Origin of the sequence: Silvibacterium sp. (assembly GCF_047605705.1) — a bacterium.
Classification (GTDB): domain Bacteria; phylum Acidobacteriota; class Terriglobia; order Terriglobales; family Acidobacteriaceae; genus Silvibacterium.
Window position 1 is genome coordinate 30363 of the sequence record NZ_JASGFD010000016.1, and the last position, 12498, is coordinate 42860.

Here is a 12498-nt window from a genome sequence, read left to right on the forward strand (position 1 = left end):
CATTTATGCGCCGCGCGCCTCGGACCTGAAACTCCCCGGCTCGTCCGGCATGGCTACCGGCAGTTCCACGATCACCGCCGCCCCGCGCGGTTGCAGGTTGTAGGCGCTCATATCGCCGCCCAGCTCGCGAATCATCGAGTAGCACAGGCTCATCGCCAGGCCCGCGCCCTCATCCCGCGGCTTCAGCGTGGCAAAGGGGTCGAAGAGCCGTTCCGGCTCCTGAAATCCCGCGCCGCTGTTCGAGACCACAATGCGCAGATGCTCTTCCCCGTGACCGGCTTCCATCCGCACACGCGCCTCTTCGCCGTCGCTGGCGGCGGCCTGCGCCGCGTTGGATACCAGCTGCTTCAGCACCTGCTCCAGCCGCTCTCCGTTGGCCCGCGCCGCGGGCAGTCCCGTCTCGGCGCTCACCTCCAGCCGGACGCCCTGCCGCTCGCACTCCGGACGCAATACCTCCTCCAGCCGTCGCAGGATCCGCTCCAGGTCCATGGCTGCCACCGGGCTCGGCGACGGACGCCAGAAGCGCGTCAGCCCCTCGATCACCTGCCGCATGCGGTGCGCCTCGCGGCGAATCACCCCGGCGTACTCGTGCATCTTCTCCGAGACCGGAATCTCCTCCATCAGCTCGGCATAGCCCATCACCACGGTCAGAGGATTGTTCAGCTCATGCGCGACGCCACCGGCCAGCCGCCCGATGCCCGCCAGCCGCTCCGACTGCGCCACACGACGCTGCATCGCCGAGCTTTCGCGCGCCGCCGCCAGCCGCGAAGCCAGCAGATGCAGCGGCATCAGGTCTTCCGGCATAAAGCGCTCCGCGGGATTCTTTCTTTCGCCCAGCAGGATTACGCCCTGCAGATCGCCGGCCCGCGTGCTGATACCGATCCCGCGCACCGGATCATCGGCAGAAAACTCCGCTGCATCCATCTGCGAAAACCACCGGCACAGATCCAGGTCGCCGACCTCGAACCTGTGGCCGCGACGCACCTGCGCCTCTTCCCAGGCGGACATCAACTCGGGCTCCGTCAGCTCGGCAGCGAGCCGCTCCAGAGCAGCCGCCTGCATGTCGTTCGCGCCGGCCAGTGCCGCCAGCCGCATCCGTCCCTGCACCTGCCGCACCAGCACGCCCACCAGGGAGAACGCGCTCGCCTCGGACGCTGCTTCCACCACGGCTCGATATAAGGGGATAAAGTCTTCGTGCGGTCCTACGGGGAAGTAGAGCGCGGCATAACGCTCCATCTCTCGGCGTGCCTGCCGGTCGCGCCGCTGCGCCTCTGCGTTCTCCCGCGTCTCTTCCTCCAGCACCAGCGCGATCATGCCCACGGCCGCCACCACGCGGACCAGGTTCGACGAGCGCCCGACCAGGAGCAGATAACTCGACGAGACCGCGAAGATGGTCACCAGAACGGACGCCGCATGCCACACCACGAAGCCTGCCGCGGTGAAAATCACGCCCGGCGTCGGCCGCCGGTAGACCGCTCCGATCAGGAGCGCTGTCCATATTCCAATTCCGGCCTCGGCCACCTGCATGACCCTGCCCGGATCGTTTCGCAGGGCAAAGTAGAGGCAGATGATCGAGATCGCCGAGGACCACCCCACGGTGACCCAGGCAGGCGTGTAAACCGGCCGCGTGCTCCAGGCAACGGCGACCACCGCGCATGCGACCGTGGCCGAGACTTCGGCCGCGTAAACCAGTGGTCCGGCCGGATTCTCCACCGTCGCCATGATCACGTAGGCCAGCGTAGGCACGGCAAAGATCGCAACCCATGCAATCCTCCGCTGCCCCACGAACGGAACCGCCAGCGACCCGAGGAACATCAGCATGCCCAGCGTTCCGCAGCAGGTAATGCCCGCCGTCGCCCACGGCCCGTGCGCTCCCAGGCACTCCAGCAGCATCTGCGTGGCGGTCAGCAGCCATCCTGCCAGCCAGAGACGGCGCCGCCAGTTTCGCCGCTGAATATTTAACGCGGCAAATACTGCGACAAGCAGCCACAGCAGGATCAGTGTTGGAACCTGGTAGTAGTCCATTTTTAAAGGGGGATAGTAACGCCAGTGTACGCGACTCGCCAGCCTTTTTATGCGGCTTGTTCCCCTGAGATGCACACGGCAGGCAGAGCATGCCCGCAAAGAGCTACCATGGGAGGCGTAGTCAAGGAGTCACCGCGTGCCCGTTCCTGCTGCCCGCTCCGCCGCAAGACTGCTTCTCGCCGGCCTGCTCGCCGCCGCACTCGCGCCTGCCGCGAGCGCCCAGGTCTCATGGACCGCCATGCCTCTCGACTCCGGCTTCGGCCCGCTCGACGGCTCCGCGCCGGATGTGCCCGTGCAGCAGATCATCGACCAGTTCACCGCGAAAGAGTCCACCTTCCGGCAAGCTCTCGCCAACTACACCTATACGCGCAGTGTGAAGGTCGAGACCCTCAACGACGACAATAAGGTCGACGGCCAGTATTACGAAGTGACCGACATCACCTTCGATCCTGACGGCAAGCACATGGAGCACGTCGTCGAGGCCCCGGCCAGCACTCTCGAACGAGTGCAGATGTCCCCGGCCGACTTCCAGGACATCGAAGAACGCCTGCCCTTCGTCCTCACTAAAGAAGATGTAGCGCAGTACGACCTCCACTATGCCGGACGCCAGAAGATCGATGACGTCGACACCTATGTCTTCGACGTCGCACCCAAGAAGATCGAGAAGCCCCATCGCTACTTCCAGGGTCGCATCTGGGTCGACCAGCACGATCTGCAGATCGTCGTAACCGACGGCAAGAACGTCCCCGATGACACGCGCAAAGGCCACGAGGATCTCTCACCACCCTTCGTGACTTATCGTGAGCAGATCGACGGCAAATACTGGTTCCCCGTCTACACCAAGGGCGAAGGCATCCTGCACTTCTCCGGAGGCCACGGCTACCTGAGTGAAGACGTGCACATGCGCGAGACGGTGAAGTACGCCAACTACAAGCACTTCAACGCCAGCGTGCGCGTGCTCTTCCAGGGACAGGACATCACCAACAACAACGGCCAGCAGCCTGACTCACAACAGCAGCAGCCACAACCGCAGCCACAAAAGCCTCAACGCTAGAAGTGCGCGTTTGCAGGAAACAAATGGCGGCCCATTCAAGCCTTCCACTGGCTTGAGTGGGGGACATGAAGTCCGCACCTCACCCTGCGCGTCGCAGCAGAACATCCTACTTCAGGTGATACACGATCCCTGTGCTGAGATAGGGCGTTCTGAGGTCGTGCAGGGACGTGTACGTTTTCACGTAAGAGACTTCCGCGATGCGCCACGAGAAGTGCCGGAATGCATGGTCCAAACCTGCGCTGAACTCCCATGCGGGCGCGGCCTGTGACTCCGTGGGTGGATGAAGATACAGCGTTCCCGAGTCCTGCGCATAGGAAAACCCTCCGCCGATATAGGCATACGGGCTCCATGCGCTCGCTCTCCAGATGGAAGAGTGAGACTCACCCTCCGAGGATCGCAGGCCAATGCGATACCCCGCCGTGATCGGAGCCTGCGTGTAGCGCGCCGCGACTGGATACACCCCGGCGCGAACCTCGGCGCCGAGCAGCGCCGAATGCTGGTAGAACGCGCCAAACCTGAACCCGAGCGAGTTATCCGAATAGAGAGGAAACTGTGTATTACCTCCGCCGACCGTCGCAAAGATGCCGACGCGCGAAGGCTCATCCTGAGCTCGCGCATGAAGAGGAAAGAGACCAAGGCAGAGGAAGAGGAAGCAGGCGAACGCTGATTTCACTGGATGGAGAACTCTCACGATGGATTTCCGATCGTCGCGGTGGAAGAGGATCGTGCGTTTCTCGATGGGATCGAGCTTCATACGAGAGTCAACTCAACCGGATTTCAACATCACCACCCGGCAATCGCATTGATCCAGGTCAAGCCGCCTCCCACAAAGTGATCCCGTTCTCTTTCCGGCCGCGCTCTCCTCTTCGGCATGAACCCGACCCGCATGCTTGAGCCGGCGCAGCGTACGATAGGAAGCGAATGAAGGGAAAAGCGACCCCCATACCCACTCGACATCCGGCAGATACCGCATCCCCCTTTCCCCTCCCCGTTGTCTCCGAGGTGAATGGCGTGCTCACCCTGCACTTCCAGTCGGATTACGTACAGAGCCAGATGCTCCCGGCTAATCCAGACTTCCTCGCGCTCACTTACACGCGCACCATGATGGCCTTTGAGCTGCTCAAGCCGGAGGCGCGGCACATCGCACTGATCGGCCTCGGCGGCGGATCGCTCGCCCGGTGGTGTTATCGCCATCATCCCGGCGCTGCGCTGACCGTGGTCGAGATCAACCCTCACGTCATCTCGCTCCGGGAAAAGTTCCTCGTTCCTGACGACGATCATCGCTTTCGCATCCTCTGCGAAGACGGCGCACAATTCGTGGAACGCAGCTTTCATGATCTGGATGTGCTGCTGGTGGATGTCTTCGATGTGGACAGTCTGCCCGAAGCGCTTTGTTCGGAAAGCTTCTACGAGAACTGCTATCAGGCGCTGTCAGAGAAAGGATTGCTCGTCGTGAATCTCTGCGACGCGACGCGGCAGCAGGCATTCTCCCGCATCCAGCGGGCCTTTCATGGCCACGCCATCTCCACGCGCGACAGGGACGGCAACATTGTCGTTTACGCCTGTAAGGGAGACCGCCTCTGGCCTGAAACCGCGACCTCCACGTATCTCGCGAGGAAGCGGACTGCCTTCGAAAAGAAGCATGGACTCAGCAAGGCGCTGACGCCCGTCTAGAGCTTGTCGCCAAGCATTCAACGAGGCAGGGTTCATTTCAATTTTGGCTCACTCTGCCGCTGCGGCCGAGCTATGCCAGAAGGCGATCTTCCACCCCTCGTGCGTTCTTACAAGAAATGCGGACTCCAGCCATTTCTTCTCGGCTACCGCACCATCCTTTGTGACCGAGCCCTGATTCACATAGGCAATCCACGCCGTTTTGCCGCTGATATGAACATCGGGCTCGGTGACATGCCATTCCAGCTTCGTGCCTGACGCATGCACCTGCTTGATGAGCGCCATGATGCTCTGCGCATCGAAGCGCCGGCCATTGTCATACATGTAAAAGCCGGACGCGACCTCATCTTCGAAGCCTCGCGTGTTCTCCGTCGCGGCCGCACGCAGCGCGGATTCGATCGTAGTGACAATCGCTTTCTGCGCCGCGGAGGACGGAGCCTTCGCCTGTAAAGCTGGCGTGCTGAAAAGCATCAGAGTCATCCCTGAAGCAAGCAGGTAGTTTCGCATCTGTACGCCCTCCGCTGATTCAAGTGGTATCGCCGGAGTGCCCGCCTTCACACCGCGGCCGGAACCATCAGTGCGCGATTGCCGCAGCAAGCTGATCGATAACGGCGAGATTGGCCACGACCTCCGGCGTCAAGCCATAACGATCCCGCAGATACGCGACGCTGTTATAGACAATGCGCGTCGTCCCATCCGCGTTTTCCGCAATCAAGATCTTCAAAGGCAGGTCGAGCGCGCTGTCCGGCGCCGCCAGCATCACCGGCGTGCCTGCCTTCGGGTTGCCGAAGATCACCACCTTCGTCGCTGGCATCTGAAAGCCTGCAGCCGCCGCTTCTCCGCTGTGATCGATGACCGCAAAGATCGTGACACCCTTCGCCTGAAGCAGCGAAAGCAGGTGCTCAAGCACCTCGCTCACCGAGCGAGAACTGAAGAGAGGAACCGTCCCGTTATCCGGCGCAGGTGTCATGCCGCTCATCCTTAACGCGCAAAGATCCGATACGAAGATCAGCAAACGCCGTGAACAGGAGCGGGCACACGTCCTGCGACTGCTCCCATGCTTTCTCCCACATTGTCCGAAGCGAACCCGGCCCGGCACATGCCCGACCATACATAAAGCATGTGCCGCCTGAAAGGCAAGCCGATTCGGACGCATCGCTCTGTAGGCCCGGATCGACATCGATCCTGCGACGGCAGCCGTAAGCGGCGGCGTCTCACTCGTAGTATTTCATTCGCAGACCGCGCTTCACCTGCAGACTGTCCTGCAATCCATAGATCGCTTTCACGGTATCTCAAGGCATCATGATCCGATGATGCGAGACAGCGCACCCATGCACGGAGGATGCGATGACGAACGAACGACGCAACGACACCCAGCCTGAAGAATTCGACCTTGTTGTCCTCGGAAGTGGCGAAGGATCGAAGTATCTTGCCTGGACACTTTCGAAGCAGGGCCAGCGTGTTGCGGTAGTGGAACAGAGATGGATCGGCGGATCCTGCCCGAACATCGCTTGCCTGCCGAGTAAGAACATCATTCACAGCGCCAAGGTCGCCTCCTATTTTGCCCGCGCAAAAGAATTCGGCATCGAGACTCCGGGCTACACCATCCATATGGAAAAGGTCATCGATCGCAAGCGCGCCATGGTCAAGGGTCTCGTCGACATCCACCGCAACAACTTCAAAAACTCCGGCGTCGACCTCATCCTCGGACGCGGATATTTCGTCGGCCCGAAGCTGATCCAGGTCGATCTGAAAGAGGGCGGCACGCGGCTGCTCCACGGGAAGAAAATCCTGATCGGCACGGGCACGCACGCGGCTCTTGAGAAGGTTCCCGGACTGGAGGAGGCAAAACCGCTCACGCACATCGAAGCACTCGAACTCGATACCGTGCCCGGCCATCTCATCGTGCTCGGCGGCGGTTATATCGGACTCGAATTCGCGCAGGCGATGCGCCGCTTCGGCAGCCGCGTCTCCGTGCTCGACAGAAACACCACGCTCCTGCACCGCGAGGACGCCGACATCTCCACCGGCATGGAGTCGCTGCTGCGCGACGAAGGCATCGATCTCCTTCTCGGAGCCACGGTCAAGCAGGTTGCCGGTATCTCCGGCCAGAACGTCGAAATCACCTACCAACAGGGTGGCGAGACTAAGACGCTACAAGGCACCCACCTGATGGTCACCATCGGGCGCACTCCAAACACCGCGGGCATCGGACTCGAACTCGCCGGAGTGGAGCTCAACGCACGCGGCTACATCAAGGTGAACGAGCGCCTCGAAACCACAGCCGAGGGCGTGTGGGCCAACGGGGAAGTCGCGGGAAGTCCGCAGTTCACACACATCGCCTTCGACGACTTCCGTATCCTGCGCGACAATTTCAGCGGAGGCCATCGCACCACCACCGGACGCCAGGTTCCCTTCTCTATGTTCACGGACCCGGAGTTCGCGCGCGTCGGCCTGAGCGAGACCGAAGCGAAGACGAAAGGCATCGCGTATCGTCTCTTCAAAATCCCCATGGCCGCGGTTCTGCGCACGCGCACGCTGTCCGAGATGCGCGGCTTCATGAAGGCACTCGTCGGCGAAGACGACCGCATCCTCGGCTTCACCATCTTCGGCGTCGACGGCGGAGAGATCATGTCCGCGGTGCAGATCGCCATGATCGGAAATCTTCCCTACACCGCGCTGCGCGACGCCATCCTCGCCCACCCCACGCTCATGGAAGGGCTCACCGTGCTGTTCTCCTCTGCACCCACTGCGGTCGACCCGAAATCCTCAAAGGAAACGCTCCGAAAATCGAGATGAAAGACAAACCCATGAAGGCATACATCGTAGAAGTTGCAAACGGCCCCTTTCGCGAAACAGAGATCCCCACTCCCGAGCCCACTCCCGGACACGTGCTGGTGAAGATCGCCGCCAGCGGCGTGAATCCTCTCGATACCAAGATCCGCGCCGGAGCTGCGGGGCACGCGAAGCAGCCGCTGCCCGCCGTGCTCGGACTGGACATGGCCGGCACCGTGGTCAAAGCCGGCGCTGGAGTCGATGGCTTCCATCCAAGCGATGAGGTCTACGGCATGGTGGGCGGAGTCGGCGGCCTGCAGGGCACGCTGGCCGAGTTCGTCATCGCCGATGCCGCGTTGCTCGCGCATAAACCGAAGGCTCTCACCATGCGGCAGGCTGCCGCGCTGCCGCTCGTCACCATCACCGCGTGGGAAGGCCTTGTCGATCGCGCGAAGGTCCACGCCGGGCAAACGGTGCTCGTTCATGCCGGAGCCGGAGGCGTTGGCTACGCAGCAGTACAGATCGCACTGGCCCACGGCGCGAAGGTCTACGCCACCGTGTCGGAAGATAAGCGCTCCATCGTCGAAGCGCTCGGCGCAATCGCCATAGACAGGCACACGCCAGTGGAAGAGTACGTCGCGCAGTACACCGGCGACAAAGGCTTCGACATCGTGTACGACACGCTTGGTGGCGGCGTGCTGGACGCATCGTTCAAAGCGGCCCGCTACTACACCGGCCACGTCGTCACCTGCCTCGGATGGGGCACGCATGCCCTCGCGCCACTCTCCTTCCGTGCCGCCAGCTACTCCGGCGTCTTCACGCTTCTGCCCATGCTTACCGGACGAGCCAGGGCGCATCACGGACATATCCTGCAACAGGCCGCGCAGCTTGCGGACAAGAATCAACTCAAACCGCTGCTGTCAGAACAGCACTTCGCGCCCGCTGAGATCGCACAGGCCTACGACGCCGTCGCCAAAGGCAGCAAAGGCAAGGTGGTCCTTGAACTATTCTCGAAACTTTAACCGCCGCAGCTTTCTCGCATCTGCGCTGATAAGTCTCGACGCCCTCCGCGACCGGAGCGGCTTTCACAACCTTTTTCACGCTGCATCTCAAGGGAGGAAACCCATGGCCGACACTCCGAATATTCCGCTCACCTCGCATCACTTCATCGAAGCCGACGGCGTTCGTGTCTTCTATCGCGAAGCCGGTCCCGCCGATGCGCCGGTCATCCTGCTGCTGCATGGATTCCCCACGTCGTCGTTCCAGTACCGCGAACTGATTCCCCGCCTCGCCGATCGCTATCACGTCATCGCGCCCGATCTGCCGGGCTTTGGCTTTACCGAGGTCCCTGCCGAACGCGGATACACCTACACCTTCGAAGCTCTCGCAAAGACCATCCTCGCTTTCACCCAGGCGCTCAAGCTGAACCGCTACGCGCTCTATGTCTTCGATTACGGAGCGCCCACCGGCTTCCGCCTGGCGTTGGCCGCGCCTGAGCGTGTCACCGCCATCGTCTCGCAGAACGGCAATGCCTACGAAGAGGGTCTCGGCGATGCGTGGCAGCCGATTCAGCGCTACTGGCGTGAGCCCACCCTTGAGCACCGCAACGCCATCCGCGGCGCCCTCACAGCCGAAGGCATACGCCGTGAACTCTCGATCGGCATCCCCGACCCCTCGCTGGTCAGGCCCGAGAGCTACACGCTCGATGCCGCGCTGCTGGCTCGCCCCGGCAACGTCGACATCCAGCTCGACCTCTTCCTCGACTACGCCAACAACGTGAAGCTCTATCCGAAGTTCCAGGAGTACTTCCGCACCGCCAAACCGCCACTGCTCGCCGTATGGGGCAAGTTCGATCCGTACTTCATCCCCGCTGGGGCCGAAGCATTCAAGCGCGATATCCCCAACGCCGAAGTGCAGTTTCTCCCCACCGGCCACTTCGCGCTCGAGACGCACCTGACGGAAGTCGTCAGCAGCATGCGCACCTTCCTGGCAGGCGTCGGGATCGCCTGAGCGTCGAAGGGCTTTAGGAGCAACGGGCAGCGTTGTACGTGGTGCCGCCTACTTCGGCAGCACCACGCCTGCCGACCACGGCGGCACGACGCCGTTCACGCGTGCGTATGCAATCAGCTGCCCCATGTGTTCATTGTCGTGGCACAGGATTCTCAGGTACATCCCGTCCACATCCACGGTTTCTCCGTAGATCTTCACCTTGCGCTGCAGGTCGCCGGGCTTCAGCTGCGCCCGCGCCGTCTTGATTGCATCGAGAGACCGCCGCAGATAGCCCACGACCTCGACCTTCGACACAATCTTCTTCTCCGCATCATTCGATTCAAGCTCCGGGGGCATCTTCGGCCCGGTCACACTCAGCAGGTAGTAGTTCGATTGGGCGATGTGCATGATCACTTCGCTCACCGAGCGCACACCTGGACCAGGCCGCCAGTTGTACTTCTCCGCAGGAATCGCATCCGCAATCGAGATCAGCAGACGGGAAGCATACCGCAGCTCGCCGTCATATCCCTGCCAGATCCCCTCGTTGGCAGCCATATCGGCAGGCGTCTGCGCATGCACCGCGCAGGCGCTGCATAGAAGAGCGATGAGAAGCAGTCTCCGGAACATGCACAAGACTCTAGCAGGAGTCCGCGTGAACCAGTGCCCCACACGCGAGCTGCCCATCGTGCAGTCACGTGGAATGAAATTTACGCGGGCCGCGCCCCGGCCAGCAGCACATCCACCATCCGCCGCGCCCGGCCCTGCCAATCCTCGCTGGGACCTGCGTAAGCCACACCGAAGAGCGCCAGCATCAGGTCCATCGGCGGCACATCGGCACGAATCTCTCCCGCTGCAACCGCGCGCGACGTCAACATATCCATCGCGCCGATCAGCACCTCTCCCGTAGCCGCGAAGACATCCGTCGTGCCGCACACCATCGTCTGCAGAGCCGGCATGTACAGGCGCTTGGCTGCCATATAGTCCACCAGCACCAGTAACCAGGCCCGCAGCGCCGCCACCGGCTCCAGCTTCGCGGAAAGCGCCTGCGCCGAGTCGGCCAGCTTCTCCACCTCCGTCCGGTAGAGCGCCTCGATCAGCGCATCCCGCGAGGGGAAATTTCGATAGAGTGTCCCCGGACCGACCTTCGCCAGCCGCGCCACCTCGTCCATGCTTGGCTCCGAGCCGGCGCGCGCAAAGGCATCCTTGGCCACGGCCAGAATCCGCTCGCGGTTGCGCTGCGCATCCGCCCGAGGCTTCCGCTCCGCCTCTGCCGCTTTGCCAGCAGGCTTCTCCGCCGAGTTCTTCCCTAGGGCCGTCTTCGCCGCGCTCGCGGCAGATTGCTTCGTCTGAGTTTTTTTCATCCCGATTCTTGCAACCGGAGCCACTCTCCGTTTATCTATATTTACCGGAGACACTCTCCGCTTCAGATTTTCCTTTTCCCGAACCTGCTGCTGTCGTCACACAGCGCACCTACCCGTCACACATCAACAAGGAGCAGATCCAAATGTCGACCGCCACTCAGCCCTTCGGCTACTCCTCCACCACCGAGGACGTCCTCCAGGGTATCTCCCTCAAGGGTAAGCGAATCCTGGTCACCGGCGTATCGGCCGGCCTCGGCGTCGAAACCGCCCGTGCTCTCGTCGCCCATGGCGCGCATGTCGTCGGGACCGCGCGCGACCTCGCTAAGGCCGACCGCGCCACCGCTGTTGTCCGCGATGCGGCGAAGACTTCCGGCGGCAGCTTCGAGGTCCTCGAGCTCGATCTCGCCAGCCTTGCCAGCGTCCGCGCCGCGGCCGACACGCTGATCGCGAAGGCGGAGCCGCTCGACATCATCATCGCCAATGCCGGTGTCATGGCCACGCCCTTCGGCCACACCGCCGACGGCTTCGAGACGCAGTTCGGCACCAATCACCTCGGCCACTTCGTCTTCGTCAACCGCATCGCTTCGCTGCTGCGCGACGGCGGGCGCCTCGTGAATCTCTCCTCCGCCGGCCATCGCTTCTCGAACGTCAGCATCGACGATCCCGGTTTCGAGCACACGCCGTATGACCCCTGGGCGGCCTATGGCCGCTCGAAGACCGCCAACATCCTCTTCGCCGTGGCCTTCGACAAGCGCCATCGCGCACGCGGCATCCGCGCGGCGGCTGTGCATCCCGGAGGCATCCAGACCGAGCTTGCCCGCCATATGGAGCCCGGCGCCATCGAAGCCTTTATCACGCAGATCAACGAGCAGCAGGCCGCGGCCGGATTGCCGCCCTTCCAGTGGAAGACCGTCCCGCAGGGCGCCGCAACCTCCGTCTGGGCCGCTGTCGTCGCTCCTGCCGAGGAAGTTGGCGGCAAGTATTGCGAGGACTGCCATGTTGCGCACACCGTTCCTGACAACGCCGAAATCACCGTCGCCAGGGAAGGCATACGCGCCTACGCGCTCGACGAAGCCAGCGCCGAAACACTATGGAAGAAGAGCGAAGAGCTGGTCGGCGAAACTTTTTAACATCACAACTAAAAATGCGGCCGGCGAGACCCACATTCTCTCGCCGGCCGCAACATGATTCCCGCGCTCGTCCTACTCGAGCGAGAACCAGTTAAAGTTCGAGATGGTGTTGTAGTAGCCGCCTGTATCCATCACCATCTGCAGCGTGTGTGTGCCGCCAGGCAACTGGATATTCGGCACCTCCAGCGTCTGCCATGTCTGCCAGCCCTCAGTCTCCGGCACCGTGATCGGCCCGCTGACGTCGTGCCCGTCCACGGCAAGATGGAAGACACCGCCGCCCACGTCTGTCGCCACCCGCACGCGCAGCGTGTAACGGCCCGCGCGCTCGATGTTCACGGTGTAGTTCAGCCAGTCGCCCGGATTCGTCGAGCCCACATCCGCGCCGCCGCCCGTATCCGAGCACGCCTCGATGTAGACCGTATCGCCCGGGCGGTAATTGTCACCGCCACTGTTACTTGTATTGCCGTTCCAGTAGGCAACGCCCTTGCCGCCT

Annotated in this window: 12 protein-coding genes and 1 pseudogene; 6 read left to right on the forward strand and 7 right to left on the reverse strand. The window is 62.4% G+C overall.

Annotation, left to right across the window (positions count from 1 at the left end; translation table 11 throughout):
• Window positions 1–3 precede the first annotated feature (3 nt).
• Window positions 4–2025, reverse strand: a complete 2022-nt coding sequence (locus QM649_RS07950) for a sensor histidine kinase (RefSeq protein ID WP_415198491.1) — start codon at window positions 2023–2025, stop codon at window positions 4–6.
• 136 nt (window positions 2026–2161) lie between these two features.
• Between QM649_RS07950 and QM649_RS07955 the strand changes: the two genes are divergently transcribed.
• Complete coding sequence (locus QM649_RS07955) at window positions 2162–3079, forward strand: hypothetical protein (RefSeq protein ID WP_415198492.1); 918 nt, start codon at window positions 2162–2164, stop codon at window positions 3077–3079.
• A 106-nt stretch (window positions 3080–3185) separates the two neighbouring features.
• Here QM649_RS07955 and QM649_RS07960 read toward each other — a convergent pair whose 3' ends face one another.
• Window positions 3186–3833, reverse strand: a complete 648-nt coding sequence (locus QM649_RS07960) for a hypothetical protein (RefSeq protein ID WP_415198493.1) — start codon at window positions 3831–3833, stop codon at window positions 3186–3188.
• 167 nt (window positions 3834–4000) lie between these two features.
• On the opposite strand from QM649_RS07960, the gene QM649_RS07965 reads away from it, so the two are divergent.
• The gene (locus QM649_RS07965; RefSeq protein ID WP_415198494.1) at window positions 4001–4753 is read left to right on the forward strand and encodes a fused MFS/spermidine synthase; all 753 of its coding nucleotides are present in this window, start codon (window positions 4001–4003) and stop codon (window positions 4751–4753) included.
• A gap of 48 nt (window positions 4754–4801) precedes the next feature.
• On the opposite strand, the gene QM649_RS07970 is transcribed toward QM649_RS07965, so the two are convergent.
• Window positions 4802–5257: a nuclear transport factor 2 family protein gene (locus tag QM649_RS07970; RefSeq protein ID WP_415198495.1), complete on the reverse strand. Its 456-nt coding sequence runs from the start codon at window positions 5255–5257 to the stop codon at window positions 4802–4804.
• 67 nt (window positions 5258–5324) lie between these two features.
• Window positions 5325–5720 carry a DUF302 domain-containing protein gene (locus QM649_RS07975; RefSeq protein WP_415198496.1) on the reverse strand — a complete coding sequence of 132 codons (396 nt, stop codon included), beginning with the start codon at window positions 5718–5720 and terminating at the stop codon, window positions 5325–5327.
• 377 nt (window positions 5721–6097) lie between these two features.
• Here QM649_RS07975 and QM649_RS07980 point away from each other — a divergent pair, with 377 nt between their 5' ends.
• The 3 genes from QM649_RS07980 to QM649_RS07990 all read left to right on the forward strand — a co-directional run bounded on the left by QM649_RS07980 (window position 6098) and on the right by QM649_RS07990 (window position 9535).
• Window positions 6098–7549 (forward strand): dihydrolipoyl dehydrogenase family protein, encoded by a 1452-nt coding sequence (locus QM649_RS07980; protein WP_415198497.1) that lies wholly within the window; start codon window positions 6098–6100, stop codon window positions 7547–7549.
• Between the two features lie 11 nt (window positions 7550–7560).
• Window positions 7561–8547 carry a zinc-dependent alcohol dehydrogenase family protein gene (locus QM649_RS07985; RefSeq protein WP_415198498.1) on the forward strand — a complete coding sequence of 329 codons (987 nt, stop codon included), beginning with the start codon at window positions 7561–7563 and terminating at the stop codon, window positions 8545–8547.
• Between the two features lie 103 nt (window positions 8548–8650).
• Window positions 8651–9535 carry an alpha/beta fold hydrolase gene (locus tag QM649_RS07990; RefSeq protein WP_415198499.1) on the forward strand — a complete coding sequence of 295 codons (885 nt, stop codon included), beginning with the start codon at window positions 8651–8653 and terminating at the stop codon, window positions 9533–9535.
• 48 nt (window positions 9536–9583) lie between these two features.
• Here the strand turns inward: QM649_RS07990 and QM649_RS07995 are convergent, their stop codons facing one another.
• Together QM649_RS07995 and QM649_RS08000 are read right to left on the reverse strand one after the other, a co-directional pair.
• Window positions 9584–10141 (reverse strand): DinB family protein, encoded by a 558-nt coding sequence (locus QM649_RS07995; RefSeq protein ID WP_415198500.1) that lies wholly within the window; start codon window positions 10139–10141, stop codon window positions 9584–9586.
• Window positions 10142–10221: 80 nt separating this feature from the next.
• Window positions 10222–10875 (reverse strand): TetR/AcrR family transcriptional regulator, encoded by a 654-nt coding sequence (locus QM649_RS08000; protein WP_415198501.1) that lies wholly within the window; start codon window positions 10873–10875, stop codon window positions 10222–10224.
• 143 nt (window positions 10876–11018) lie between these two features.
• Here QM649_RS08000 and QM649_RS08005 point away from each other — a divergent pair, with 143 nt between their 5' ends.
• The gene (locus QM649_RS08005) at window positions 11019–12005 is read left to right on the forward strand and encodes an SDR family NAD(P)-dependent oxidoreductase (RefSeq protein WP_415198502.1); all 987 of its coding nucleotides are present in this window, start codon (window positions 11019–11021) and stop codon (window positions 12003–12005) included.
• Window positions 12006–12077: 72 nt separating this feature from the next.
• Here the strand turns inward: QM649_RS08005 and QM649_RS08010 are convergent.
• Window positions 12078–12428: pseudogene (locus QM649_RS08010) on the reverse strand (carbohydrate-binding protein); the annotation flags it as partial.
• Between the last annotated feature and the right edge of the window lie 70 nt (window positions 12429–12498).